The sequence below is a fragment of the Luoshenia tenuis genome, assembly GCF_014384745.1.
Lineage (GTDB): Bacteria > Bacillota > Clostridia > Christensenellales.
On record NZ_JACRSO010000001.1, the window covers coordinates 219,853 to 245,921 of the forward strand.

Annotated in this window: 22 protein-coding genes; 7 read left to right on the forward strand and 15 right to left on the reverse strand. The window is 56.0% G+C overall.

What is annotated here, in order from left to right:
* Window positions 1-139 precede the first annotated feature (139 nt).
* Window positions 140-1,513: a sulfatase family protein gene (locus H8699_RS01075; protein WP_249284091.1), complete on the forward strand. Its 1,374-nt coding sequence runs from the start codon at window positions 140-142 to the stop codon at window positions 1,511-1,513.
* A gap of 65 nt (window positions 1,514-1,578) precedes the next feature.
* The gene (locus H8699_RS01080) at window positions 1,579-2,046 is read left to right on the forward strand and encodes an AAA family ATPase (protein WP_249284092.1); all 468 of its coding nucleotides are present in this window, start codon (window positions 1,579-1,581) and stop codon (window positions 2,044-2,046) included.
* Window positions 2,047-2,693: 647 nt separating this feature from the next.
* Here H8699_RS01080 and H8699_RS01085 read toward each other — a convergent pair.
* The 5 genes from H8699_RS01085 to H8699_RS01105 are packed head-to-tail and all read right to left on the reverse strand — an operon-like array spanning window position 2,694 to window position 7,792.
* The gene (locus H8699_RS01085) at window positions 2,694-3,221 is read right to left on the reverse strand and encodes a peptidylprolyl isomerase (RefSeq protein WP_249284093.1); all 528 of its coding nucleotides are present in this window, start codon (window positions 3,219-3,221) and stop codon (window positions 2,694-2,696) included.
* Between the two features lie 39 nt (window positions 3,222-3,260).
* Entirely contained in the window at window positions 3,261-4,511 is a 1,251-nt protein-coding gene (locus H8699_RS01090; RefSeq protein ID WP_249284094.1) for a glucuronate isomerase, read from the reverse strand.
* Between the two features lie 54 nt (window positions 4,512-4,565).
* Window positions 4,566-6,044, reverse strand: coding sequence for a UxaA family hydrolase (locus tag H8699_RS01095; protein WP_249284095.1), 1,479 nt, complete (start codon window positions 6,042-6,044; stop codon window positions 4,566-4,568).
* 9 nt (window positions 6,045-6,053) lie between these two features.
* The gene (locus tag H8699_RS01100) at window positions 6,054-7,559 is read right to left on the reverse strand and encodes a tagaturonate reductase (RefSeq protein ID WP_249284096.1); all 1,506 of its coding nucleotides are present in this window, start codon (window positions 7,557-7,559) and stop codon (window positions 6,054-6,056) included.
* A 26-nt stretch (window positions 7,560-7,585) separates the two neighbouring features.
* Window positions 7,586-7,792: a hypothetical protein gene (locus tag H8699_RS01105; RefSeq protein WP_147518245.1), complete on the reverse strand. Its 207-nt coding sequence runs from the start codon at window positions 7,790-7,792 to the stop codon at window positions 7,586-7,588.
* Between the two features lie 155 nt (window positions 7,793-7,947).
* On the opposite strand from H8699_RS01105, the gene H8699_RS01110 reads away from it, so the two are divergent.
* Together H8699_RS01110 and H8699_RS01115 are read left to right on the forward strand one after the other, a co-directional pair.
* A complete protein-coding gene (locus tag H8699_RS01110) occupies window positions 7,948-8,748 on the forward strand; it encodes a peptidoglycan-binding domain-containing protein (protein WP_249284097.1) in 801 nt (266 codons plus the stop codon).
* Window positions 8,749-8,931: 183 nt separating this feature from the next.
* Window positions 8,932-10,359, forward strand: coding sequence for an MATE family efflux transporter (locus H8699_RS01115; RefSeq protein WP_249284098.1), 1,428 nt, complete (start codon window positions 8,932-8,934; stop codon window positions 10,357-10,359).
* Window positions 10,360-10,473: 114 nt separating this feature from the next.
* Here the strand turns inward: H8699_RS01115 and H8699_RS01120 are convergent, their stop codons facing one another.
* The 4 genes from H8699_RS01120 to H8699_RS01135 all read right to left on the reverse strand — a co-directional run bounded on the left by H8699_RS01120 (window position 10,474) and on the right by H8699_RS01135 (window position 16,018).
* Window positions 10,474-11,850 (reverse strand): ABC transporter substrate-binding protein, encoded by a 1,377-nt coding sequence (locus tag H8699_RS01120; protein WP_330605079.1) that lies wholly within the window; start codon window positions 11,848-11,850, stop codon window positions 10,474-10,476.
* Window positions 11,851-12,379: 529 nt separating this feature from the next.
* Window positions 12,380-13,051 carry a SanA/YdcF family protein gene (locus tag H8699_RS01125; protein WP_249284099.1) on the reverse strand — a complete coding sequence of 224 codons (672 nt, stop codon included), beginning with the start codon at window positions 13,049-13,051 and terminating at the stop codon, window positions 12,380-12,382.
* Between the two features lie 101 nt (window positions 13,052-13,152).
* Window positions 13,153-15,354, reverse strand: a complete 2,202-nt coding sequence (locus tag H8699_RS01130) for a HAMP domain-containing sensor histidine kinase (RefSeq protein WP_249284100.1) — start codon at window positions 15,352-15,354, stop codon at window positions 13,153-13,155.
* Window positions 15,323-16,018: a response regulator transcription factor gene (locus tag H8699_RS01135; RefSeq protein WP_138295631.1), complete on the reverse strand. Its 696-nt coding sequence runs from the start codon at window positions 16,016-16,018 to the stop codon at window positions 15,323-15,325. Before H8699_RS01135 ends, H8699_RS01130 begins: the two co-directional genes overlap by 32 nt.
* A gap of 231 nt (window positions 16,019-16,249) precedes the next feature.
* On the opposite strand from H8699_RS01135, the gene H8699_RS01140 reads away from it, so the two are divergent.
* The 3 genes from H8699_RS01140 (at window position 16,250) to H8699_RS01150 (ending at window position 18,727) form a co-directional block, all read left to right on the forward strand.
* Entirely contained in the window at window positions 16,250-17,308 is a 1,059-nt protein-coding gene (locus tag H8699_RS01140) for a zinc-dependent alcohol dehydrogenase (RefSeq protein ID WP_249284101.1), read from the forward strand.
* 134 nt (window positions 17,309-17,442) lie between these two features.
* Window positions 17,443-17,874: a MarR family transcriptional regulator gene (locus H8699_RS01145; RefSeq protein ID WP_249284102.1), complete on the forward strand. Its 432-nt coding sequence runs from the start codon at window positions 17,443-17,445 to the stop codon at window positions 17,872-17,874.
* Window positions 17,867-18,727 (forward strand): NmrA family NAD(P)-binding protein, encoded by an 861-nt coding sequence (locus tag H8699_RS01150; protein ID WP_249284103.1) that lies wholly within the window; start codon window positions 17,867-17,869, stop codon window positions 18,725-18,727. The genes H8699_RS01145 and H8699_RS01150 overlap by 8 nt, the downstream gene beginning before the upstream one ends.
* Before the next feature lie 246 nt (window positions 18,728-18,973).
* Here the strand turns inward: H8699_RS01150 and H8699_RS01155 are convergent, their stop codons facing one another.
* The 6 genes from H8699_RS01155 to H8699_RS01180 all read right to left on the reverse strand — a co-directional run bounded on the left by H8699_RS01155 (window position 18,974) and on the right by H8699_RS01180 (window position 26,064).
* Window positions 18,974-20,005 carry a glycosyltransferase family 2 protein gene (locus H8699_RS01155; RefSeq protein ID WP_249284104.1) on the reverse strand — a complete coding sequence of 344 codons (1,032 nt, stop codon included), beginning with the start codon at window positions 20,003-20,005 and terminating at the stop codon, window positions 18,974-18,976.
* 4 nt (window positions 20,006-20,009) lie between these two features.
* Entirely contained in the window at window positions 20,010-20,891 is an 882-nt protein-coding gene (gene rfbD / locus H8699_RS01160; protein WP_249284105.1) for a dTDP-4-dehydrorhamnose reductase, read from the reverse strand.
* A gap of 25 nt (window positions 20,892-20,916) precedes the next feature.
* Window positions 20,917-21,921 carry a M42 family metallopeptidase gene (locus H8699_RS01165; protein WP_249284106.1) on the reverse strand — a complete coding sequence of 335 codons (1,005 nt, stop codon included), beginning with the start codon at window positions 21,919-21,921 and terminating at the stop codon, window positions 20,917-20,919.
* A gap of 4 nt (window positions 21,922-21,925) precedes the next feature.
* The gene (locus H8699_RS01170; protein ID WP_249284107.1) at window positions 21,926-22,960 is read right to left on the reverse strand and encodes a M42 family metallopeptidase; all 1,035 of its coding nucleotides are present in this window, start codon (window positions 22,958-22,960) and stop codon (window positions 21,926-21,928) included.
* Window positions 22,951-24,003 (reverse strand): M20/M25/M40 family metallo-hydrolase, encoded by a 1,053-nt coding sequence (locus H8699_RS01175; RefSeq protein WP_249284108.1) that lies wholly within the window; start codon window positions 24,001-24,003, stop codon window positions 22,951-22,953. Before H8699_RS01175 ends, H8699_RS01170 begins: the two co-directional genes overlap by 10 nt.
* Before the next feature lie 171 nt (window positions 24,004-24,174).
* On the reverse strand, window positions 24,175-26,064 hold the full coding sequence (locus H8699_RS01180; RefSeq protein ID WP_249284109.1) for a DUF4422 domain-containing protein: 1,890 nt from the start codon (window positions 26,062-26,064) through the stop codon (window positions 24,175-24,177).
* Window positions 26,065-26,069 lie beyond the last annotated feature (5 nt).

The window sequence follows — 26,069 nt, forward strand, 5'->3', positions numbered from 1 at the left end:
AAGCGGACGCCTTACGGCGTCCGTTTTTTATCCGGCGTTCGCGGCTGGGCCGCGCTTGCACATACCGTACACATTGTATATGATGAAAGAAATATGTCTAGCGTGCAACCACTAATCAATTTAAAAGGAGGCTGGTTTAATGGAAAGGCCCAATATCCTCTATATCCATACCCATGACAGCGGCAGATATTTTGAGCCCTATGGTTACCACATCCCTACGCCGAACCTGATGGCTTTCGCCCGGGAAAGCGTGCTGTTTACCAATGCGCACTGCAGCGCGCCCACCTGTTCGCCCAGCCGGGCAGGCCTGCTTTCGGGCATGGCTCCGCATTGCACCGGCATGTTGGGCCTGGCCCACCGCGGCTTTCAAATGAATGATTACAGCAGGCATATGGCCTCCTATTTCCGCGATAATGGATACGAAAGCCTGCTTTGCGGCGTGCAGCACGAGGCGCCGGATTCCGCCATGATCGGTTACAGCCGCATTCTGGCCGCGGATGATCTGGGCATCCGTGCGGCAAGGGATGGCGTAGTCACCCGCCGCGAGGAAAAAACCAGCGTTCCCAAAGAGGTTTCTGACCGTCAAAACGCCCGCCTGGCCGCAAATTATATTGAACATGAAGCGGGCGATAAACCCTTTTTCCTGTCCTTTGGCATGAGCAATACCCACCGCATCTATCCCGAGCACCCCGCGGATATAGACCCCGATTATGTTTTGCCCCCGTTTCCCATCGCCAACACGCGGGAAAACCGGGAAGATATGGCCAATTATATCTATTCCGCCCGCATTGTAGACGAGTGCGTGGGGCAGGTGCTCGCTGCGCTAGGGCGCTCCGGCCGGGCGGATAACACCATCGTGATCTTTACTACGGACCATGGCCTGGCCATGCCGCATATGAAATGCAACCTGACGGATTCCGGCACGGGCGTTGCCCTGATTTTGCGCGTGCCTGGCGCGCCGGCTAACGGACAGGTATCCGATTCACTGGTATCCCATCTTGACCTGTATCCCACCCTTTGCCAGCTAGCCGGTATCCCCAGCCCCGATTGGCTGCAAGGATACTCGCTGGTCCCGATCCTGCAGGACGTGCAAGCGCAGGTGCGAAATGAGCTCTTCTCCGAAGTGACTTATCACGCCGCTTACGAACCTATCCGCGCGATCCGTACGCAGCGCTATAAGCTGATCCGTTACTACGATTATCATAACCAGTATGTCCCCGCCAATATCGACAACTGCCCCAGCAAGAGCGATCTGATGCGCGCAGGCTTTTTAAACCTGGTACGCCCGCGCGAGCAGCTCTATAATCTGATGATCGATCCGGCAGAGGGGCACAACTTAGCGGATAACCCGCGCTACAGCGAGGTTCATGATACGCTTTCCCGTCAGCTAAATGATTGGATGCTGCAAACACACGATCCACTGGTCGGCGTATTGGACCGGGTACCCGCTACGCCGGACGCTTTCGTCAATACTCTAGCAACCTGGGATCCGGAGGGTTACGACTGCGAGTAAGGCTGAGCGCTCTTCACAGCGTTTGGATTTTTTTACTGCGCATTGTACGCCCCAGGGAGGATATAATGGCTGTATTGCACTTAATGGTAGGTCTGCCCTGTAGCGGCAAGACTACTTACGCCCGCGGGCTTGCCGCTACGGCAAACGCTCTGCTGCTCACGCCAGACGCCTGGTATCTGAAGCTGTTCGACGATGACGCGGGACATCCCGATCATGACCGTAAGCACAGCCAGATTGAGGCCATCATGCTGGATGTGGCGCGGCAAGCGCTGATGCTGGGATGTAACGTTATTTTAGACTTTGGCTTTTGGGCCGTGCAGGAACGAGAGGCGCTCCGGCAAATGGCTCTCAGCCTGGGTGCCCAATGCCGTTTGCATTATATGGACGTGCCCATAGATGAACTGTACCGGCGATTGGATGAGCGCAACCGCTTGCAGCCAGAGGGGACATTCTACATTCCTACCACCGAGATGAACGCTTACATCCGCGTTTTTCAGCCCCCAACGCCAGAGGAGCTTGCCCGCTTTCTTTGACATATAAAACAAAAATATATGGCACAAAATTTCCAACAAAACTGCCTCGCATGTTCGCATACCAGGTTGCTTTCTCTGGCAATACTGAAGCAAGCAGTCGGAGGTATGCATCGTAGAGATATATCCTAAATCAAATAAAATTAAGTATTCAATGTTAGTATATGTAAATTTATTTGACCAATCTAATGTGTACATGCTATAATGGTCTCAAGAATTGCAAAAGGACGTGGCACCTCGGAAAGCGACAGCAATTGCAGAAAGGAGGTTGCGTTAATGAAAGAAACTATCAGCTTCCATGATCTAATGGAATTTTGCTCTTTTATAGTTCATTTATTAACGCTTGCAGTGCTGATCGGCCATTAACTTTTCGGGTACATTCATTGTTAAATTCCTTTGTGCTCCTATCACTAGAAAACCTGTCTATAGAATGGATCTAAACCATACGCTGGGTGCAAAACTTATTCTACTGTGCTATAATTTTAACGTCGGTCGTTTTGGCCTGAGGATTGAAAAAATGTTAGTATCGGTAAAGAAGAGGTTTTTACCTCTTTTTTACTTCTATTGGATTTTAGTTTGTACGACCTTTAGTTGTATAAAAGGCGCTGCCGCAATTGCGGCAGCGCCTTTTTACTGATATTGTAATCAGCCTATTCTCCGACCTTTTCCGGCTCCGGATAGCTTTCGCCAAAAAGCTCTACCGTAGCTTTACGGATGCGCTGGTCCTCATGGGGCCGGTCGCGCATATCCCGGGGCTGGTTGACGATCTTATCGGCCTGCTCTATGCCCTTGGTCACCTTGCCAAAGGCCGCGTATTGCCCATCCAGATGGGGCGCATCTGCCACCATGATGAAGAACTGGGAGCCGGCAGAGTCCGGCATCATGGCGCGGGCCATGGAGAGCACGCCGCGGGTGTGCTTCAAATCGTTCTCCACGCCGCCCAGTTTGAACTCGCCCTTGATGCTGTAGCCCGGTCCGCCCATGCCGGTGCCATCCGGGCAGCCGCCCTGGATCATGAAACCGGGGATCACGCGGTGGAAGATCAATCCGTCGTAAAAGCCCTTTTTCACCAATGAAATAAAGTTATTGACCGTGTTGGGCGCGACCTCGGGGTACAACTCCGCCTCGATACGGCCGCCATCCTCCATCTCAAAGGTCACAATAGGATTTTTTGCCATTTTACAATGCCCCTTTCTTTATTAACGCATGCCGCTCTATTATAGCTGCAAGGCCAGGAAATCGTCAAACGCGCCGCCGAAGAGCTTATCCACATCCCGGTCGATCTCCTCATCCGTCACGCGCCAGCCGGTGTCGTACAGGTCGCAATACTTATCCCGCAGCACCTTGGCGATGATCCGGCGCGAGTGGGTCCATTTGTAGATCAGCTGATCCAGCACCCGCGCATCGCTGTGCTGGGGCACGACGCTCAGGCCCAGCAGCTCAATGCGCATACGGGTCATCTCCTCGATAAGGCTGGGGTTGTTTAGGAACCACCAACAGCCAAAGACCAGAAGGTTGCGGAATTTACGGGCGGCAACGGCCAGCTCGTGCTGGTTCTCCCTTGCCAGCATGGTGCAAAGGAATTTGTTGTGGGGATAGGTCCGGCACAGATACTCCACCGTATCGATATCGCCCTTGCCCTCAGAATCGCCGGCCAACTGCAAGTCGGGGTTGCTCAGTTTCTTCACGCCGATCATCATCGCAAAGGGGATGTTCATCTCCCGGCAGACCGGCAGCACCGCCTGCTCCACCAGCCGGGCGCAAAGGGTGTTATCCGGCACCTTAAAGGCCGGCGGCAGGCTGGCAGCCATGTACTGGGCCTGCATGCGCACCGCCCAATCCCGAAGGAAGCGCTGCACCTCGATCACGGCCTTAATAGAGAGTTCCGCATCCACATCATAGCCCCAGCCCTTGATCTTCTCCCAGTTTTCAGGGTAGTGCAGCAGCAGTTGATCGATGCGCAGCGCGGCTAAAAAGCGCGCGTCCGTCTGCGGCTTTTCCCAGTGGGGGCGCTCCAGGTCGTCAAAGGGATCATTGGTCATTACCACCCGTTTGATGCGGCCCAGTTCAAACACCTTATCCGTATAGTCTTCAACGGTCAGCTGATCAAAATACTCCCGCCAGGCGGCAAGGTCGCGGCTTGCCGGGTCCAGCCCCAGCTTTTGCAGCACTGTGAGCACCCCGCGGCAGCTCTCGCTGATGGGAGAATGGTCGATAAATAGCGTCTTAAAGATCAGGTCCGCCTGCTCGCGCTTGCTCAGCGCCCAAAAAGCGTCATAATCCATGTCGATATAGCGGAAGGTCTCCGCCACCAAATAATGATAAGTCAGCAGTTCATCCACGTTCCACAGCAGGATGTCCCCAAAGGACGGCGGGTAAAGGTGGGTATGTACATCGGTCACCCAAACATTTTTCACAGCCTCATCCACCCGTTTGCAAATCGCCTCTTTACTTTGTAATACAGCCATGGTTCTCCACTCCTTCTTGCTTTATCTCTCTTTATATTCGATTCAAAAAGCGCTTTATACCGTGACCCCGCCTTTAAACAGGGCGATCTCCCGGTAACCGTTGCGCTCGGCGCGGGTTTCTGTCTCCCCGCTGGCCAGGGCGATAATATAGTCAAAAAAGGCCGCGCCCACTTCATCCATGCTATGCCCATCCAGCAGAAGTCCGGCGTCAAAGTCGATCCACCCCTTCTTTCGGGCGGCCATGGCCGAATTAGTGGCCACTTTGACCGTGGGCGCCGGCGCGCCAAAGGGGGTACCCCGGCCGGTGGTAAACAGGATCAGGTGCGCGTGGGCGCAGGTCAGCATGGTGACGGCTACCAGGTCGTTCCCCGGGCCGTCCAGCAGATTGAGGCCGTGCTCCCGGGCGTGCTCGCCCAAGCCCAGCACGTCTACCACAGGGGAAGATCCGCCCTTTTGCGTGCAGCCCAGCGATTTATCCTCCAGGGTGGTGATCCCTCCCTCCTTATTGCCTGGCGAGGGATTCTCGTACACCACTTGGCCGTGGCGGATAAAGTATTCTTTAAAGCCGTTGATCAGATCCACGACCTTATGGAAGGTCGCCTCATCCTTGGCCCGGTTCATCAGCAGGGTCTCCGCGCCGAACATCTCGGGCACCTCGGTCATCACCGTAGTGCCGCCCGCGGCGCACAGCCGGTCCGAAAAATCTCCTAATAAGGGGTTGCCGGTAATGCCCGAAAACCCATCGGAACCGCCGCACTTAAGGCCTACGCACAGCTCGCTGACCGGGATGGGCTCGCGCCGGTCCTCCCGGGCGGATGCGATCATCTCATCGATCAGCTCCAGGCCCGCTTCCACTTCGTCCTCAACCTCTTGGGCGATGAGGAACTTGACCCGGCTCTCATCCACCGGCCCCAGCACCTCTTTAAACACGCCCAGGTGGTTATTCTCACACCCCAGGCTCATCACCAATACGCCCGCGCAGTTGGGATGGCGGCACAATGCCGCCAGCAGCTTTTGGGTAAGCTTCAGGTCTTCCCCCATCTGAGAGCAGCCATAGGGATGCGGGAAGGTATAGACGCCCTCGATGCTGGTGCCGGCTATGCGCTGGCGCGCCTTTTCTGCCAGGCGCGCGGCCGAGGTGTTGACGCAGCCCACCGTCGTGATGATCCAGATCTCGTTGCGGATGCCTACACGCCCATCCGCCCGCCGATATCCCATAAAGGTGCGTCCGGTATCCTGATGGTGAAAGGCTGAAGGCTGCGGCTGATAGCTGTATTCCAGCGTCCCGTCCAACAGTGTTTTCACGTTATGGGTATGCACCCACGCGCCGGCGGGAATATCTGCCGTGGCTACGCCGATGGGGCTGGCGTATTTGATGATCTTTTCCCCCGCGGCGATGGGTTTAAGCGCCATCTTATGCCCGGCAGGGATGCCCTGCAGCGCCGTCACCCCCATAAAACTCTGCCCTGCCTGCTGTGCTTGCAGGGCCACCGCCACGTTATCCTGCGGGTGGATGCGGATAAAATCTTGCATGAGCCCCTCCTATTTCAGCGCCGCGCAGGCCGCGCGCGTACCCTTATCGAGTATGGTCTGCAGCTGCTCGGTCACGCCCGCCGTCAAACCGGGCAGACGCGTCAGATCCTCGCCCCAGAAATCCGCACGGGCGCACAGCGCGCGGACCAGTGCGGCCGCGTCAGCATTGGCGTCATACGCCGCCCAGGCTTCGGCAAAAGCCTGCAATATCTCCTGATCGTCCCTGATGGGATACTCATCCCCTCCTGCGCGGCGGCCAAAGAACGCGCCATCCGCCTGCCTGGCCGGCCGGTAGAAGGCAAAAAGCGCGGCCAGCGCCAGCAAGAGCCGGCGGGGCGTCTCCCCCCGCTCCAGCGCCGCCTTGATAGAGGGGAGATTGCGCACCTTAAACTTGGATACCGAGTTTAAGGAAATATCCAGCAGCTTATGCTTCATAAAGGGGTTGGAGAAGCGCTCCAGCACCGCGTCCGCAAAGGCCTGTTTTTCCTCCAGCGGCAGCGCGACCCCCGGGATGATCTCCTGATAAAGGCCGCTGCGCAGGAAAGCGCCAAAGTCCCCGTCGGCCACCATCTCGCCCACGATATCCAGCCCGCCCAGGTAGGCGGCCAGCACGCTCATGGTATGCGCGCCGTTTAACAGGCGCACCTTCCTGTCCCGATAGGGCGCGATATCCCGGGCCCACACCACGTTATAACCGCCTTTGACCAGCGGCAGCTCCTCGTCCCAGCTTGCGTCCCCCTGGATGGCGAAAAAGTGGAAGATCTCGCCGGTATCGATCATGCGGTCCTCATAGCCCCAGGCGGCCTGCAGGCTCTCTGCCTCGGCGGCCGGGTAACCGGTGACGATGCGGTCTACCAAAGTATCCAAAAACGTGCAGGCAGATGTGATCCAGCTTTCAAACCCAGATTCCAGCCCCCAATCCTTGGCATGGCGCAGGATGATCTGCCGCAGCTTCTGCCCGTTTTGCTCGATCAGTTCGCAAGGGATGACCACCATTCCCTTATCCTGTGCGCCGCCAAAAGCCCGGTAGCGCTCATACAGCCAGATAGCCAGCTTGGCCGGGAAGCTCTCCGGGCAGGCATCCGGCCTGGCCTGCGCCACGTAGGCAATGCCGGCCTCCGTGGTGTTGGAAAAGATAAAGCGCATCTCTTTCTGGCGCGCGCTGGCCAAAAACGCTTCATACTGCTGATATGGGTCCAGCGCCCGGTCGATAGCGGTCACGATCTGGCGGTCGTCCCGCACCTGGCCATCGATGCGCGAGCGCAGGATCAGTGAATACAATCCATCCTGGGCGTCCAGCTGCGCTGCGTGGCCCCGGGGCGTAGGATGCACCACCAGAATGCTGCCGTTAAAAAGGCCCTGCCGGTTCAGCCCGTCGATCATCCAATCCACAAAACCGCGCATAAAGTTGCCCTCGCCGATCTGCAGCACCTTCTCCGGGTATTGTTTCAGCGACCCTACCGCGATGCCCTGCGGGGTATGCTCTTTTAAGTACGCGCGCGTAAGTAGTGCCATTTTTTATTCCCCCTCTTTCCTGAAAGTCAAGCCTCGTCGTCAAATTCATGTTCAAGGTACTCCCGCAATTCGCGGGAGAGCTGTAGTTTGCCTACCTTGGGTGCACGCACGCTCTGGCCCGTGCCCATGCAGGCGTTGCAGGTATGCCCGCACTGCGGGCAGATGCAATAGCTGTTCATGCCCTTGGGTACCTGAGCCATCAAATCCCCACAATGGGGGCAGCCACACTGCATTTTTGCGCCTCCTCTATCCCCTATGGTCTATAGCCATACATGTATATATTGTATCCCTTTTATCGCGTCGCTGTCCATACTTTCACAGGGGATTGCATAAGTTAAAAAAAGCGTGATAAAATGACTTTAGAAAAAAAAGCAAGGGGGGCAACGGCGTGCGCAAAAATGCTGTAAAATGGTGGATCAGCCTGGCGCTGCTTTTATGCCTGGGTGTGATAAATGTCTTTCCGTGCGGTGCCGTGGCCGCGCCGGAAACGCAGCAGGAGATCTTTAATAACGGCAGCCAGGGGGACGGCGTTTTGAACCTGCAAATGCGCCTGCGGGATCTGGGCTATTATAATTACAAAATCACGGGCTATTACGGCCTGCTTACAGTGGATGCGGTATGCGCCTTTCAAGACGCCAACGGCCTGACGGTGGATGGCTCCGTGGGCCCCGAGACCGCGGCCTTTCTCTACAGCAATGCCGCTAAACGCAGACCGCCTTGTTCCGTCGCCCCCAAAGCGCCGAAGTTGACGCCCGCGCAGGCTGCCGAGGCTGCTGCCGCCGCGGTGCAGACCGGCGAAAAGTGGGATTGGTTTACCCAGGTAGAGAGGGCCTTCCCCCGAGGAGGCAGCGCCCTGGTTAAAGACGTGTGGACTGGCATTACCTACACCATGGTGCGGGTGGGCGGCAGCAACCATGCCGATGTGGAGCCCGCTACCCAGGAGGATTGCCAGCGTTTGAAGGCCAGCTACGGCGGCGTTTGGGCCTGGAACCGGCGGCCAGTATTGGTCAAAATCGGAGATACCTGGGTGGCCGGCTCTACCAACGGCATGCCCCATGGGTATGAAACCGTGCCCGATAATGGGATGACCGGGCAGGTGTGCATTCACTTTTTAAACAGTAAGACCCATATCCGCAATATGAAGGATTCAGACCATCAGGCCATGGTACGGGTGGCGGCGGGAGAGTGACAGCTTTCACAGAGGGGCGCGGCTGGTCGCCGCGCCCCTTTTTCTTGCTTAAAAATCGTCATAAAGCATAAATAAGCAGACATAAATGCTAGACTTTGCCCGCCATTCTTGCTATGGTAGTGTTACTGGTCTCAAAACGTTTTGATAGCGCTCCGGCGCTAAAGCACTAGGAGGGTATGTGGGATGAAGACCCCTTTGCTCGGGAACCGGACTTTTTACGATGGCGTGCTGCGCATCGGCCTGCCGGTGGCACTGCAAAATCTGCTGATCTCTTCGGCCGGCATCGTAGACACGCTGATGATCAGCACCCAGGGGGAGACTGCGGTGGCCGCCGTGGGGCTGTGCGCACAGTTCATGTCCCTGTTGTTCAGCGCTTATTTTGGGTTCTGCCACGGCGGCGTGATCTTTGTGGCCCAATATTGGGGCGCCAACAACAAACAGGGTATCTGCCGGACTTATGGCCTGATGATCAGCTGTATGATGTTTTTCGGTCTGCTCTTTGGCGCGCTGGCGGTGCTGGCGCCCCAGGCCATCATGCAGGTCTATACGGATAAAGCGCCCATACAGCAGGCCGGCGCCCTGTACCTGAGCATCGTCGGCTTCAACTATCCCCTTCAGGTGCTGGCCTATGGGATGAGCGCCCTGCTGCGCGCTACCGAGCGGGTACGCATCCCCCTTTACGCTTCTATCGCCGCACTTTTGACCAATACCGCGCTCAACTGGGTGCTGATCTATGGGCAACTCGGCTTCCCTGCCCTGGGTATTGCGGGCGCCGCCATCGCCACGCTGATCTCCGGTGTGGTCAACCTGGGTTTTATCGTGGTGGCCTGCCTGTGGGATCGCAACCCTTATCTGTTCCGTTTCAGCGAGCATTTCCGCTGGAACAAGGCATTTTTAAAGCAGTTTTTCGCCAAAAGCTCGTTTATTGTGGGGAATGAGGCGGCCATGGGCGTGGGGAATATGATCTTAAACGCCATTATCGGCCGCCAGCCCGCTGCTGCTTTGGCCGCGTTGGCAGTGTTCCGGGTGGTGGAAGGGCTGGTCTTTGCCTTTTTCAGAGGATTTACCAGTGCTGCGGCCGTCATGGTCGGCAAACAGGTGGGCTCGGGCAACCATCTGCAGGGATATACTGATGCCAAACGGTTCGTGCTGCTCTGCCCAGCAGTGACGCTGCTGGTCTGCCTGCTCATCCAGCCCTTCCGCGCCGGTCTGCTGGGCCTTTTCAGCTTAAGCGGCGAGGCGCTCTACTACGGGATGAACATCCTGGCGATCTATACGGTATTCGCCACGCTGCGCTCATGCAACTGGATCTCTAACGATTGTTTCCGCGCCGGCGGCGATTCATCCTTTGGAACGATCTTGGAGATCGTCTGCCTATACTGCTTTACCCTGCCCGCGTTGGGGCTGGGCGCGGCGCTGCACCTCCCCTTTTTGGCGATGTACTGCCTGATGTATCTGGACGACGTGGTGCGGTTCGGCGTGGTGCTGTGGCGGGTCAATTCCGGGCGCTGGTTAAAACCCGTTACTGACGAAGGCCGCGCCGCCCTGCCGGACTTCCGGGCGCTGTTGGTAGCGCATGGGCATCGCTTAAGGAAGCGCGGTATTAAATAACCGTTCGGCGAACATGGCCTACACAGAGTAGACCATCTCCCCTACTTGCAAAATAGTAAAAGGGAGGAAGCGGTTAACCGCTTCCTCCCTTTGCTTTTAACTGTTCTGTGCTGTTTAGTCTTGCTCGTCGATAATCTGCTGGAATTCGGTATTCAAATCCTCCAGCGTCTTTTTCATACCCGCTTCATCCATCGTCAGCGCAGCCTGCATGAGAATCATATCATACTTCTGCCCTTCGGCCATGGACGCACTGGGCGTACCGCTCAGCAGAGGATAGCACAGCGTGATGCCATTGTTGAGGATCTTGGTGATCCCTTCCTGGCGATAATCCTTTTGGAACTCATCCAGCTCATTCATAAAGCTCAGGCGTGCCGGGAAACCGTCCTGGGCGCCTTTATCAGAATCCCACAGATCCTGGCTGTTCTCAGAGAACCATTTCAGGAATTTCATCGCTTCCTGCTTCTGATCAGACTGTTCAAAGACCATGTAGCCATTCACACAAAGCTGAGCTTTCTGCACGCCGGAGGGCGATTTCAACGGAGGCATAATCTTGACCTGATCCGTCGTGAATCCGTCCGTGGTCACGGCGTTCTTATAGTCACCTACGCCCTTGTAGCAGAATACCGCCTGGTTGGCATTAAACAGCTTCACCGCATCCGGTCCGCTATACCCTTCAATACCCTCGGGCAATACGCCTTCATCCAGCAAAGTGCGGAAAAATTTCATAACCTGCAGGTTACGTTCGTTATTGATGTTTGCGGAACCATCTTCATTGTACAACATACCGCCGTTGCCAGTAGCATAGTTGCTGAACGGTCCGGCAGAGTCCGAAACGACTCCGAACGCAAACCCGTAGATCCCCTTGTCACGATCCGTCATCTGCTTTGTCACACTAATGAACTCATCATAAGTAGTGGGGCACTGCAAGCCTTTTTCTTCCAGCATGTCCGCACGATAATAGGTCGCACGCGGGTCGTAGTTAAAGGGGATGCCTACTACCTTATCATGGTATACATAATAATCCAGCATGCCCTCAAGGAAGTCGTCATCCGTGCCTTCCTTTTTCCACTCGTCAACGATCCAGCTGATATCGGCCGCTTCGTCGTTTACCGCGAATTGGAATGGCATGAATCCGCCGCCGATGGCTACATCAGGCGCACCATTGGAGGCTACAGCAGTTGAATACTGCTCAAACCAGCTTGTCCAGGGTAAGTTTGTGTAGTTGATAGAAACATTAGGCGCTACCTCGGAGGTATACTTCTCAATGATGGCCTCGGCTGCCGGCGGATATTTTTCTGCCTGGCCCCAAGCCATATCCCAGAACTCCAAGGTTACCGGTTCAGCATTGTCCGTACCGGCCGATGTGGACGCATCACCCGACGGAGCCGAACTGGCAGAACTGTCTGCCGGCCCAGAAGAACATCCTACCATTGAGAATGCCATCGCCACGACCAACAGTAGACAAAAGACGACAGAGTTACGTTTTGACATGTATGTTCCCCCTTTTCGCTCTTACGAGCTGATTATAAATCATACAGGCGTTCCATTTCTAAATTATAGAACCCTGTGTGATTTCACATCTACATATTCTCTGATATAACGCTATTTATTTGTATAATTCATCAGGCGGTATTTGTAGTCTTACTCATCAGGTCGCTGCCCGTCGAAAAGGGGCCAGAACTGCGAAGTAGCGGCCCCTTCTCTAACAAGGAACACACCGCGAATCTCTCCCTATTGCTCAACCATCTGCAAATATATCGACATGTTGTATATATTCTTACATAATTTACAATTTGTACCTTTTATTCAAATTTACAACCAATTCATTCGATTTTCTAGGGCAATATTTTTACACAAAATTATTTTATTTTTACTTCATTATTCCTTCGTAGGCTATTGCTAATACGTTTTAGGTAGAATGATGGCCTCAACAATTCGTCTAAATCATACAACTTCAATTCACAGATATAAAAAATGCGCTGAGAGCGAACTCTCAGCGCCTCTAAAACATATCTTTACGCTATCCCGCGGTATCGTCCCCATTGCCGCTGACGGGGATGGCCTCCCCCAGATAGGTGGGCGCCGGTTTGAACAGGCCGAAGAAGAAGTCTTTGACCCGGGCAAGCGCCTCCCGCCCCTGGCGGGCCCACTGCCCCTGGTAAGGCTGCAGATCCGCTGTTACGCCATAGGCCTCCAGCCCCAGGGCGTCGGCTACGTACAGCGCCCGGTACAGGTGATAGCCTTGGGATACGATGATCACCTTCTTGGCCTGGAATACGGCCTGCGCGCGGTACACGCTTTCATAGGTTGAAAAGCCCGCATGGTCCATAAACACCTTTTCCGAGGGGACGCCGCTGTCGACGGCGAACTGTTTCATGGCGTTTACCTCGTCGTACTCCGGGGTGCCATGGTCCCCGCTCATCAGCAGCCGGTCGCTGGCGCCGACCTGATAGAGAGCGATGCCCTGGGTCAGCCGGTCTTTCAGCATGGGAGTAGGCGCTCCATCTCCCCGCACGCCGGCGCCCAGCACCAGTACGCAATCGGCCTTGATGCCGGCCGCCTGTTCCAGCGGCACGATGCGCCCTTTGACTTTAAAAATCACATATAAATTGATCCCGCCCAGGATCAGAACCAAGATCAAAATCCAGCCCAGCAGCCTTCTAATGATCCCTTTTCTTTTGAACAGTGCCATAATAACCTTTTCTCCGCTGTCGTTTTCTCAAGTTAGTATATCATATTTTGGCAGTGCTTGAAACGCCGGGGCCCAGGGCCCAACCTGCGCCCGCGCGCAGGCTATCGCTCTACCTCTCCTTTCGGCTGCTCCGGCGCAGGCCGTTCCGGGCACTGAGGCAAAACCAAATAAGCCTTAAACAGGTCCCCGTCGATCTCCAAAAGCAGGCGGCCCTTTTGCAGTTCCATCAGGCTGCGCGCGATAGCCAGCCCCAGCCCGCTGCCCTCGGTATTGCGCGAGGCGTCGCCCCGCTTGAAGCGCTCCATCAATTCCTCTGGTGGAATGTTCAACTCATATTTTGAGATATTTTTCATCTCCAGCGTGGCGTTCCCATCCTCCAGATAGGTGCGGACATACACGCGCGAGCCCGGCAGCGCGTATTTAACGATGTTGACCAGCAGGTTTTCCATCGCCCGCCACAGCAGTTTGCCGTCCGCCTCCACCCAAACGGGCGCTTCATGGTAATAGATTCTAAAGTCCAGTCCGCTGCGGTCGATCTTATCCTGCAGCTCGCCCACGCCCTGGCGCAGCAGCGCATTGATATCGAGCCTTTCCAGATGTACCTCGATATTGCCGCTGGCCGCCTTCGCCGCCTCAAACAGCTCTTCTGTCAGCACTTTCAGGCGCGCGCTCTTTTGCGCCAGTACCGCCACATATTCGCTGGCCTTTTCATTATGCAGCTCTTCTTTTTGCAGCAGGTCCACATAGGCGATGATGCTGGTCAGCGGCGTTTTCAGGTCGTGGGAGACGTTGGTTACCAGCTCGGCCTTCATGCGCTCTGCCCGCACCTCCCCATCCACCGCGGCCTTAAAGCCCTCGGCAATGTGGTTGATGTTCTGCGCCAGCGCGGCGACCTCTCTGGGGCCTTCCTCGGGGATGGGCTGGGAGAAATCCCCCTGACGAACCCGCTCGGCCCCATCCAACAGCTCCTGGCCAAAGCGCTCGTTACGCAGGTGGATAAACAGCACCACCGCGGTTACGATCAGCGCCAGCAACATTAAAAAGCTATTGAGCATGAACAGCACAATGATCTCTAAAATGCCAACGGCCACAAAGGCCAGGATCACCCGAATCTGCCGGGGCTGCCCATTATACACCTCGCGCCATTTCTGCGCCAGTTTTTTAAACCAGCAAATGATCTTACAGCTCAGCGTATGCCGCCAGACCTCCCGGCGTTTGATCCGCTTCCACAGCGTGACCCAAAACCACAGGGCCAGCGCGCTGGCGCCTCCCATCACCACCAGCGCCCAAATCAGCGCAAAGGTCGGCGGGGTCTGCATATAATACTGGCGGCCAAAATCCCGCATGAGTAGCATACCAAAGATACAAACCCCCGCGGTAGCCAGGGCGCCCAGGTCCAGATAGGGGCTGTCAAAGCTGGTCAGCACCACGCTCTCGCCTGCGCCCTTGCGCCCTGCCGCCCAGGCCAGGTAGGCAAGTGCCGCGCACAGCAAGAGAAACGCCGGGATAACATAGTATTGCTGTACCGCCATCTCCTGGCGTTCTACCTCGTAGGCCGCGCGGTTTGTTTGAAAAAAGTCCGGAGTCATGGCGATTTCCACCCACAGGTCGCCCTGGTTCGAGCTGTAGCCATAGGATGAGGTGGAATACTGGTATGTATTGCCGCCCGCGGGCTGGCTGGCGCCAATGCTCCAATAATAGCTGCCATCCAAAAGGAAGTATATCTCTCCCCCAGTACGCAAAATCTCCTGCCCCTGCTGGTCATCCAGCGAATCCATATTGCTGTAGATCAGCCCGTCCGAATCCTTGATGCGGAAGTAATAGTGCTGTGCGCACAGCGATTTGATCTGATCGCCACTTTCCACAAAGGCCTTGCGGATATCGGCTTTGCGCACGGCCACCTTTTCATCCCACTCGCTCTGCAGCGCGTCGATGGCCGCCCGGGTATCTTGCAGCTCCCCGCTGACCAGGGCGCTATTCCCCTGGCCGGCCTCGATCAGCTGGCCATACTTTTGCTGGAGCTGTTCCATCCGCACATCAAAATTTTGCCGCTGCTGGTTCCACCAAATATAGCCCCGATCCCCCATGCGATTCTCCACGATGGAAGAAATCTGGCTGCTTATGTCCCCCATAGCCTGCGAATAAGCTCCGCTATCTCGATAGTCCTCGCTTTGAAAGGTAGATTGGATCCCGCCTCCCGCCAGGATCCAAAAGTAGATGGCCACTACACAGGCCAGCGCCACCAGCACCGCCGTGAATTTGAGCCATGGGCTAACTTTCCAGCTGTTCGATTTTGTATCCAATTCCCCACACCACCTTCAGGTATTTTGGCTCTTTAGGGTTGATCTCGATCTTTTCCCGAATCCTGCGGATATGTACGGCAACGGTGTTGTCGGGGTTATAGGCGGGTTCGTTCCACACGTTTTCATAGATCTGCTCGATAGAGAATACCTGCCCGGGGTGCTCGCACAGCAGTTTAAGGATGCCATACTCCATCGGCGTGAGCTTGACCGGCTCTCCATCCACGGTCACCAGCTTTTTCCCATCGTCAATGCTCAGCCCCCCGGTGGTAAAGATATCCTTTTTTACCGGTGGCAGGCTGCCAAGCCTGGTATACCGCCGCAGCTGCGATTTGACCCGGGCGATCAGCTCTAAAGGATTAAAGGGCTTGGTGATATAGTCGTCCGCGCCAATGTTCAGCCCCATGATCTTATCCGTATCCTCCGACTTGGCCGACAGGATGATGATGGGGATGTTCTCCTTTTCGCGGATGGCCATCGTCGCCCGCATGCCGTCCATCTCCGGCATCATGATGTCCATTAAAATCAGCTGCACCGGCTCCTCCTCCAGCGCCGAAAGGGCCTCGCGCCCGTTAAAGGCCTTTACGACCTCATAGCCTTCGGCGCGCAGGTAGATGGCGATCGCCTCTACGATCTCTCTATCGTCGTCACAGACCAGAATTCGCATTTTTTCAAACCCACCCAACGTCTTTGTTTGTGTCATTTTACCACAACCCTCAAAGCCACAACCCTATTCTCCCATACTTTTCTTAAGGCGAAAGGGTGCAGTTTCTTAAAGCTTTCTTAAATTGGCCCCTTTCGGGGCGTTCCACTTTCCAGTTTTCTATTCTATAATAGACTTGTCAACGTATTGTATCCAAGTTCATAAATTTAGTTAAAAGATAAGGGGGATAAAAAGATGCTCTCTGTAGTGCGCTATGGTCTGGGCAAGGGCGAAGTGGAATTGCGCGAGGTACCCATTCCACAGATCGGCGAGGGCGACGTGCTGCTTCGCGTACACTCCGCAGGGCTGTGCGGTTCGGACATCAACACGTATATGGGGCGCGGCAGCGGTAAGATCGTGCCGCTGATCATGGGGCATGAGTTTGCCGGTACCGTGGCCGCGGTGGGCCGCCGGGTCACCCGCTGGAAGGAGGGCGACCGGGTGGTATCGGATAACACGGGCGCCGTTTGCGGCAGCTGCTACGCCTGCATGCGGGGAGAATACCTGCAATGCCCCAACCGCCTGGGGCTGGGCGGCGCCATTGACGGGGGCTTTGCCGAATACGTGCGCATTCCCGAGCAGGCGCTCTCTCCCTTCCCCAACTGCCTGTGGCGCGTGCCGGATGATATGCCCCTGGAGGTAGCCGCCATTTTGGACCCGCCTGCCAACGGCTATAACGCCATCATCCAGCAGGGCGGGTTGATCGCCGGGGAGACCGTCGCGGTCCTGGGCGTAGGGCCGCTGGGGTTGGGCGGCATCGGCGCGGCCAGCGCCGCCGGGGCCTCTAAGGTGATCGCGCTGGTGCGCGCCTCTACCAGCGCCCTGCACCGCGAGGCAGCGCGCAAAATGGGCGCTACCCACATCATCGAGACCGATACCCAGGATGCGCGCGCCGAGGTACTGCGCCTGACCGAGGGCGAAGGCGTGGCCATCACCAACAACTGCGCCGGGCCGGCCTCCACCTTTCCCCTTTGCGTAGATATCACCCGTAACGGCGGCAAGATCGTGATGACCGGTTACGACTGGGAGCATCCGCTGAACCACGAGATCACCACCATGACCGACCGAAACATCTCGCTGGTGGGGCATATGGGCTATAATCCTACCTCCTGGCGCAACGTCATCCGCCTGATCGAAGCGGGCAATCTGGATATCCGCCCCATGATCACCCATGAGCTGCCGCTGAAGGATTTCCACGAGGGCGTGCGCCTGATGCAAAACCGCCAGGCGATCAAGGTCATTTTCCATCCCTGAGCGTACAGAAAAAACCAGCCGTGCATAGGCGCGGCTGGTTTTTTTATTGATAAAGGCAGGTATAGCCTTGACCTAGTTCATCAAATTAACTATAATATAGTTCATTATATTAACTATTAAAGGCGGATATGCAAATGGAATCTCTGGCGATAAAAGGCGAGCAGAGCATCTCGCTTTTCTCCCGTCTGATGCTCAATGGAAAGCGGGATCTGCCCATCCGTAACAGCGAGATGGGGCTGTTGATCTTAGCAGACAGGGGCAACGGAACGGTTACCCCAGCCATGGCAGCCAACTATTTTCACGTATCCAAGCCCATGGTCACGGCTATGGTGCGCTCTTTAGCGCAAAAAGGGTATCTGGAAAAAATACCATCAGAAAAGGATCGGCGCAGCTTCGTATTACGCCCTACCCGCGCGGGCGGGCTTTTGGTCAAGAGCACCTACCGGGATTATTACAGTTCCATGCAGCTGCTACAGCAGAAAATGGGAGAAGATCGCTTTTCGTCCTTGATCGCGCTGATCGACCAGGCTAATTTGATTTTAGAGGAGGATCGACAAAATGGCTAATATTATCGTGACCGGTGCCCTGGGAAACGTGGGCGGCTACGTTGCTAAGTATCTCATCGCCGCCGGGCAGTCCGTCACCCTTGCGGATATCGACGTAAAGGCGCTGCAAAAGCGGTATGGACAGGACGTAAAATGCGCGCCCTTTGATTTTACCGACCCCGCTACATTCCCTGCGGCTCTGGAGGGGGCGGATCGTGTGTTCATCATGCGTCCCCCGCATCTGGGCAAGCCCGAGGATCTAAAGCCCTTTATCGACGCGTTGAAAAGTGCGGGTACGATGAGACTGGTCAGCTTTTTATCTCTGTTGGGGGTGGAGCATAACCCCATGCCCCCGCATCACAAAATCGAAAAGTTTATCCAGCAGGCGGATCTGCCCTACTGCCATATCCGTCCCAGCTTTTTCATGCAGAACATCAGCGGCGTGCACGCCTTTGAGATCAAACACTTTAACCGTATCGTCATTCCCGTAAAAAACGCGGTAACCAGTTTTATCGACGCTGAGGATATCGGCCAGCTGATCGCCAAAGTGCTGTGCGAGCCGGAAAGCCACCGCAACCAAGCCTATTCCATCACCGGTCCGGAAGCGATTGATTATCATCAGGTGGCGCGCATCCTCTCAGAAGAATTGCACCGAACCATCGTCTATGCCAACCCCAGGCCGGGGCTGGCCAAGCGCTACTGGATCGATATCCGCGCCCTGGAGCGGGAGTATGCCACTGTAATGGGCATGTTATATTTTATGACGCGCAAGGGAGGCGCCAAGCAGGTCACCCCCGTATTTGAGCAAGTGATGGGGAAAGCGCCGCAAACCTTCCGCCAGTTTGTGCGCAAAAACCTGGACGCCTGGCGATAGCAGTGCAGCCATAAACGCATGGATAAAAAAACAGCCGCGCAGATGCGCGGCTGTTTTTGGAGTCCTCACTATTAAAATGGCGGCAGGGCGGGGGTGAAACGGCGTGTGGTAAGCTCTGCCGACCGCTAATGCATGGGATTCTTCGCTCCGGCTTCGCCTACGCTCTGAATGACAGAGGAAAATCCGGCGTCAGCAGGCCATCGTTCTTATTCCTCCCCCGCAAAAGGACGAGACGAATAGCGGGCTCTACTTTTTCTCTTCCCACTTTTTCCATGCGCCCGGCGCCAGGCGGCTGACCAGCGTGCCCATCCGGCGGCGCAGCGCCATGCCCAGGTAGGGAATGGTGGTCACCGCCATCAGCCCTTCGATATACCAGTAATTGTGATAACGCCCCTTTTGGTAGCTGTGTTCAAAGCTGCCCATCAGCCCCCTGGCCTCGGCGATCCCTTCTTCGTAGGCTTTCTCCTGCCCCCACGCCCGGTAGCCCTTGCGCTGGCGGCGCGCCCCCAGGGCCAATAAAGGCTTATGCAGCTTGAGCCAGAAGGGCGGCAGGTTTTTGTGCAGCATCAAAAGGCAGTTGCGCGCGCTCAAGCGCACCCGAAATGCACTGGTGCCCTTGGAGATCGCATCTGAAGTGGCGCTGCCGTAATGATAGACGATGGAACCGGCGCAGTACCAGTTGCGATATCCGTGCACCAAGGCGCGAAGGCCAATGTCCACATCCTCACAATAGGCAAAAAACCGCTCGTCAAAAAGGCCGATCTCATCCAATATCGATTTGCGGAAGATGCACGCGCCGCCGCAGGCCGAAAGGATGCGCCGGTCCCGCTTGTAGCGCGTAGCTTTTGCCCCGTGCCCCATCTGCGCGGGCACGCCCATTAGCGTCAGGGTATCCCCCGCATCGTCAATGCGTGTAGGATTATGGTACTGGATCATCTTGCTGGAGGCCGAAAAAGCATTGGGGTGCGCATCCATCAGGCGTACCAGGGCGCGCAGAAAGTGCTTGTCCGCCTTGGTATCGTTATTTAACAAAGCCACATACTCGCCTTTGGCCGCACGTATCCCGGCGTTGACCCCGCCTGCAAAGCCCAGATTTTCTTCCTGCACCAGCACCCGCACTTCCGGGAACTCCCGCGCCATCAGCGCGCAGCTGCCGTCCTTTGAGGCGTTGTCCACTACGATCACCTCATGGGGCTGGCTCTGTTCCCGCAGGGATTGCAGGCACTCCCGCAAAAATTTTTCGCCATTGTAATTGGGTATAACGACGCTTACCTTCATCGCACTACACCTCTTGCGATGCGATAAAGGCGCGCAGTGCCTCCCGCCAAGGGCGCATCCGGTCGCCCACCGTCAATCGCAGCATCATATGTTCTAAAGAGGAATACGCCGGCCGGTTGGCCCCACGCCCCAGCTGAGCAGTTGTGATCGCCTCTTTTTCACAGGGCACGCCCGCCTCTTCCACGATGGCACAGGCAAATTCATACCAGCTGCACTCGCCGCTGCCCGTACAATGATAAATGGCGTATTCCTCCGTCAGGGCGATCAGTAGCAGATGGTGCGCCAGATCCTCTGCATAGGTGGGGTTACCCCGCTGGTCGTCTACCACCCGAATCTTTCCCTCTTCCCGCGCCCGTTTCAGGATAGCGCGCACAAAATTGCCGCCTACATCCCCATACAGCCAAGCGGTGCGTACCACAAAGCTGCGCGGGCAAAACCGCTGCACAAATTCCTCGCCCATCAACTTGGTCTTGCCGTATACGCTAACCGGGCCGGGCCGGTCATATTCGCGGTAAGGCACATTGCCAACGCCGGGGAACACGTAATCGGTAGAGACCTGCACCAGTTTAGCCCCCAATCCATCGCAAACCATGGCCAAGTTACGCGGCGCCAAGGCGTTGGCGGCGTAGGCAGCGTCCTGGTCTATCTCACACTGATCCACCTTGGTATAAGCCGCACAGTTGATCACCACATCCGGCCTACAATCCTCAAGCGTTCTCTTAACGGCTGCAAGGTCGCTTAGATCCAGATCCTCTAAATCAATGCCTGCCACTTCACAACCCGCGTATGCCGCCGGCAGTTCGCCCAGCTGGCTATGCCCCTGTTGCAGAATCTTAAGCAACTGGCGGCCCAACTGGCCCTTGCAACCAGTGATCAGTAATTTCATAAACCTTCTCCTTAATCGATTTATATTAGATGCTGCTCTCCATCAGTGCCGCGAGCAGGGCCACGCTCTGCTCCAGATCCTTTTTGGATACGCACTCGGCCTGACTGTGCACGTAGCGCGTGCTTAAGGAGAGTGCGCCGCTGCGGATGCCCGCCTGGGTCAGGTGGATGGCGCCTGCATCGGTTCCACCCGCAGTCAACACCTCTTTTTGTACCGGAATACCTGCCTCTTTAGCCACCTTTTCCATCCACTCTACGATCTGCGGGTGGCAGATCACTGAGTGATCCTTGACCTTGATAGCCGGCCCGCCGCCCAGGTGGGTGGACTGGGGCGCCGCCTCGGGCGTGTCTCCGCTCAAAGTCACATCCAGCGCCAGTGCCGCCGCAGGCTTTAAGGCAAAGGCCGCGGGCCCCGCCCCGCGCAGGCCCACCTCCTCCTGCACAGTAAAGACGCAGGCCAGCTCCATCGCATTGTTCTGCACTTTTTTCAGCGCTTCAATCATCATGGCACAGCATACCCGATCGTCCAGCGCGCCGGAGACATACTGCGTCGGCGTTTCCATAAAAGGGGATTCAAACACCGCCATATCCCCTACTTGCACCATTTTTTCCGCTTCTGCCCGGTCGGTAGCGCCGATATCCACAAACAGCTTTGAAATTTCCAGCTTGGCATAGTCCAGCTTCAACTGTTCTACGCCCACCACGCCCTGCGCGCCGCTCTCAAAGCGCACGGTGCGGTACAACGCGTTGCGGGGCGATACCCCGCCGATAGCCGCAAAGCGCACATAGCCCTTTTCGTCAATATGGGTGGCGATCAGGCCGATCTGGTCCATGTGGGCGGCCAGCATCAGCCGGGGCGCCTCGCCTATGGCCTTGCCGGAAGCGGCCTTGTAGGCGATCAGGTTTCCCAGCGCATCCACTTCGACCTTATCGCAATAAGGCACCACTGCCGCGTGGATCACTTCACGCACGCCTTCCTCCCGCCCGGAGGGGCCAAACGCCGCGCATAACTGCGCCAATAATTCTTTCATGCCTTTAAGCCTCCTTAAAATATCCGTCCATGCGTTCCAGTACGGCCTGCACCAGCTGCACCGCCGCCTCATAGTCCCGCAGGTTGACCGCGCTGACCGGGGAATGGATGTAGCGGCAGGGGATTGAGATATTGGCTACCGGCCGCCCGGCGCCGGTGCGCTGGGCCAGCCCCGCGTCCGTTCCGCCAAAGATGCCCTCCCGGTTTTGCCAGGGGATGCCCGCCTGTTTGGCCGTCTGGATGATAAAATTTCGCAATCCTTTATCTACGATGGCCGCATGGTCCGTAATGCCCAGCGCCGGACCATGGCCCGGCCGAGTCACCCGCAGGTGCTGCGGCACCCCCGCCATATCCGCACAGGTGGTGCCCTCCAGGATCAGCGCCGCATCCGGCATTACGCCAAATACCGCCGTGCCCGCGCCGCGCGAGCCGATCTCCTCCTGGGCGGTAAAGGCCGCCACCAAATTGACCGGATAGCGTTTTTCCATAGCCCGGGCCAGTACCGCACAGCCCGCCCGGTCATCCAGCGCTTTGGCCTTAAACATGTCCTGTCCAAAATAACGGGTGCGCGGGTCAAAAATAATATAATCGCCCTTTTGTACCAGCTTTTCCGCGCTGCGCTTATCCGCCGCGCCGATGTCGATGTACAGCTTATCCACCTTGTGGGCCTTAAACATCTCCTCCCGGGATTCAATCAGGTGGATGGCCATGCAGCCGATCACCCCCGGCACCCTTTTTTCGCCGATTAATACGCGTTTGGAGATCAGCACCCGTGGGTCGATCCCCCCAACCGGGCGGAAGCGCAGCGTGCCGTCCTCCCGGATGCCGGTGACGATCAGCCCCACCTCGTCCATATGGGCCAGCAGCATGACCGTTGGCGCATCCTTACCGCCCTGCGCCTGCCGCGTAGCGATCAGGTTGCCCATAGCGTCTACATGCATTTCATCAGCATAGGGTTTTAAATAATCCTTCAGGTAACCGCGTACCTGCCCTTCATCCCCCGTTACGCCGCTTAAGGCGCACAGTTCCTCTAAAAGCATAGCTTCGCCTCCCAATCCTTGCCAAGCGCAGTAGCGATGGCGTGCAGCAGCTTGGCCGAATCCTTTACCGTCTTGAGATCCAGCGTTTCTACCGTAGTATGCATATACTTTAGCGGCAGCTCGATCAGCATCGTGGGGATGCCGGTTCGCGAGATCTGTAAGGGGTCGGCGTCGGTCCCCGTCACGTGGGCCTCCACCTCGATCTCGTAGTCGATCTTCTCCTGCCTTGCAATCCGCTGGGCCTCCTTGACCAGCTTAGGATGGATGTTTGGCCCTACCGTCAGCACGATATTTTTCAGCGGGAACACCAGGTCTGCCGGCGCATCCGGCGTTTTGCCATGGGTCACGTCGATGGCAATGGCGATGTCCGGCTGTAGGCCGTAGGCCGCTACTTTAGCCCCCCGCGTGCCCACTTCTTCTTGCACGCTGGTGACAAATACCATCCGGCAGCTCAGCTTTTCCTCCCGCAGCGCCAGGCAGGCCTCCAGCATCGCCAGCACGCCGGCCCGGTCGTCCAGGGTGTGCCCGGCCACCGTGCGGCCGGAAAGCTCGTGCAGCGGCGCGTCAAAATGGATGCGATCTCCCGGGGAGACCAGTGCGCGCACCTGTTCGGCATCAAGTCCTACATCGATGGCCAGCTCGTTAATCGGCAATACCTTTTTGCGTTCTTGCACCGTGGTGACGTGCGGCGGCTTTAAGCCAATGATCCCATACAGGGGCTTTTTGCCCTCCACGCTCACCTCCTGCGCTGGGAGGATGCGCGGATCGATCCCGCCGATCTGCGAAAAAAAGATGAACCCATCTTCGTCGATGCGGTCCACCATCATGCCGATCTCGTCCATATGTGCCGAGACCATGACCAGCGGCCGCCCCTGCTTGGGGCCCACCGCAGCGTATACGTTCATCAGCTCATCCTGCCATACTTCGGCCCCTGCGGCGCTAAAGGCGGCCATCACCTTTTCGGCCATCTCGCCTTCGTGGCCGGAGAGCCCGGGGGTCTGCAACCAGTCGTCCAGCGTCTTTTTCATTTGCGCCTGCTGCAAAGCCTCTCCCTCCTTTATCATCCTAACCAATAAAACCCTTTATGGGCAGTCTTTGTCAAACCCGGTCTTATTATACCGTAAAGCCCGCCGCCCGGCAACCGTCCCCACCACCCGGCTAAGGGTGCGCAAAAGCTCCGCGCTTCGCGCGGAGCTTTGTGTGGGTATTAGCGTTTATGATTCTACAATCCGGTTGGTCAGCCCGGGAACCAGCGCCTTGAGCCTTTCGCGCCGCTTGCTCCCCAGCGGAAGCAGCATGTCGGCCAGACTACGCAGGCGGGATTTTTCGGAAATGGGCGAGTAGACCACACGCGGGCCCTGAGCCTGCGCCGCAGGCTGCGGCGCGGCCACTGTCCGCTCGCTGGCCAGCACGTCCGGATAAAAGGCGGTTTTGGCCGCCACGCTCCAAAATTCATCCGCCCACTCGAACGCCGGATAAATCCACGGCTTTTCGTTACCCGCGTAGTGAATAATCCAAGGGTCCTTTGCCGCCTCGCGGAAAGCCTGATACGCTAGTCGGGGAGCGTACTGCTCTACCCAACCGCGGTAACTGTCCACCGGATCGGCAAAAAAGTTCCACCGCGGATCCAGCCAGAAAATGTGCTCTTCACACAGGATGTTGAGCGCATCCTGATCCTGAAAACGGAAATTACCCGCTTCGGCAAATTCCAATAAATACCGGGTGGTAAAATTTTCACAAAACGCACGGTTGTTCAGCACCAACACGCCCGCATTAAACTGCTTCCATATCGTGCGCAATTGCATGCGATCCTTCACGTATTGCGCAGATTTTAAATCATAGCCATTGGTCACGCCGGCCTCGCAGATATCTAAAACGGCGCCCAGCCAATTGTCCCCTATATCGGTATGATAGAGCTGCGCTACATCCCGTTTAATAATCAGGTCGCCATCCAGATAGAGCAGCTTATCAAAACAACCAAGTAATTCCGGAATGATCAGCCGGAAGTAGGTTTCTATACTGATCGTGGGCGACTCGTAAAGATTATACCGCTCTATGTAGCTTTTAACATTAATAAAGCGAACGGAAAAATTAGGCAGCCCTTCAAAAATCTTCTGTATGCGCCGCTGCGTGTCCGCTCGTATATTACGCTGAAGGATAAAGATGTCATAGTTATTCTGCGGTTCAGCACAATCTTTTAACGATTGCAGCGTTATAGCGCAAAATTTTGCGTATTCCTGGCTAGACGACATCACAATTGGAACGCAATTTTTGCCAAAAGCAGGCTGCACTGTTGTATATGGGGCGGTATCAGAAAAACAAAGCAATGGCAGTTCTGCTAACCGGTAGCCGCCCTGCATTTGCAACCAAGTATAATAAATACCGAAAAGCCGTTCCCCTAAATGCCCGGGCGTCCTATAGGCCTCCACAGAGTAATCCGACATATCCACGCGTTTATCAAACTCAGCCAGAATATCAAATAACCATTGGCTATATGAGAAAAACAGCTCCTTTCTCATAATAAATATGTTGCCGATATACTGCTTTTTACCAAAGATATATTTTTCTGCTGCCTCGGCATAGTCCGGGTGCCTTTCCCGGATGATATCGAGCATAATATCCAGGTCGCGGATATGCAGGCGCACGCCATCCTTTTCATATTGTTCGTAAGCCGAGGCGCGATGGACCTTCTCTAATTCAACCGGGCACATCGTCACCACATCGTAGTTAGCGACAAAGCCTTTTATACCCTTCTCATCGTCCAGCTGATGCTGGTGGATGGCATCCTCATCCAAACGAGGGACGATATAATTACTCCACTCGTTCAACCGCTTTTTATCTTCCGGCAAAAAAGAGAGATAGCGCCGATAGTGGCATAGGCCATAATAATCTGCTTGCATATTTTTCCAGGCCCAATACTGCACAGTCAGTTCACAATAACTCTCGCGCTTATTAGAGATATTATCGCCCGTATCGTCGCCTGCCATATCGGTTGCAGGCCGCTTATCAAACACCGCGCCACAACGCACGGGGAAAAACACATCATTTTCTACGGCAACGCTATTCAGATCAATCCTGTGCGATACAAAAATTTTTACGTTCATTTGCA

Bases quoted from the DNA above. Each gene is read 5' to 3' on its own strand.
- H8699_RS01125 (WP_249284099.1), bottom strand. From the start codon at position 13,051: ATGGCACTGTTCAAAAGAAAAGGGATCATTAGAAGGCTGCTGGGCTGG.
- H8699_RS01140 (WP_249284101.1), top strand. From the start codon at position 16,250: ATGCTCTCTGTAGTGCGCTATGGTCTGGGCAAGGGCGAAGTGGAATTG.
- H8699_RS01095 (WP_249284095.1), bottom strand. From the start codon at position 6,044: ATGCAAGATTTTATCCGCATCCACCCGCAGGATAACGTGGCGGTGGCC.
- H8699_RS01090 (WP_249284094.1), bottom strand. From the start codon at position 4,511: ATGGCTGTATTACAAAGTAAAGAGGCGATTTGCAAACGGGTGGATGAG.
- H8699_RS01135 (WP_138295631.1), bottom strand. From the start codon at position 16,018: ATGCGAATTCTGGTCTGTGACGACGATAGAGAGATCGTAGAGGCGATC.
- H8699_RS01155 (WP_249284104.1), bottom strand. From the start codon at position 20,005: ATGAAGGTAAGCGTCGTTATACCCAATTACAATGGCGAAAAATTTTTG.
- H8699_RS01100 (WP_249284096.1), bottom strand. From the start codon at position 7,559: ATGGCACTACTTACGCGCGCGTACTTAAAAGAGCATACCCCGCAGGGC.
- rfbD (WP_249284105.1), bottom strand. From the start codon at position 20,891: ATGAAATTACTGATCACTGGTTGCAAGGGCCAGTTGGGCCGCCAGTTG.
- H8699_RS01080 (WP_249284092.1), top strand. From the start codon at position 1,579: ATGGCTGTATTGCACTTAATGGTAGGTCTGCCCTGTAGCGGCAAGACT.
- H8699_RS01145 (WP_249284102.1), top strand. From the start codon at position 17,443: ATGGAATCTCTGGCGATAAAAGGCGAGCAGAGCATCTCGCTTTTCTCC.
- H8699_RS01120 (WP_330605079.1), bottom strand. From the start codon at position 11,850: ATGTCAAAACGTAACTCTGTCGTCTTTTGTCTACTGTTGGTCGTGGCG.
- H8699_RS01075 (WP_249284091.1), top strand. From the start codon at position 140: ATGGAAAGGCCCAATATCCTCTATATCCATACCCATGACAGCGGCAGA.
- H8699_RS01150 (WP_249284103.1), top strand. From the start codon at position 17,867: ATGGCTAATATTATCGTGACCGGTGCCCTGGGAAACGTGGGCGGCTAC.
- H8699_RS01170 (WP_249284107.1), bottom strand. From the start codon at position 22,960: ATGCTTTTAGAGGAACTGTGCGCCTTAAGCGGCGTAACGGGGGATGAA.
- H8699_RS01180 (WP_249284109.1), bottom strand. From the start codon at position 26,064: ATGAACGTAAAAATTTTTGTATCGCACAGGATTGATCTGAATAGCGTT.
- H8699_RS01115 (WP_249284098.1), top strand. From the start codon at position 8,932: ATGAAGACCCCTTTGCTCGGGAACCGGACTTTTTACGATGGCGTGCTG.
- H8699_RS01165 (WP_249284106.1), bottom strand. From the start codon at position 21,921: ATGAAAGAATTATTGGCGCAGTTATGCGCGGCGTTTGGCCCCTCCGGG.
- H8699_RS01105 (WP_147518245.1), bottom strand. From the start codon at position 7,792: ATGCAGTGTGGCTGCCCCCATTGTGGGGATTTGATGGCTCAGGTACCC.
- H8699_RS01085 (WP_249284093.1), bottom strand. From the start codon at position 3,221: ATGGCAAAAAATCCTATTGTGACCTTTGAGATGGAGGATGGCGGCCGT.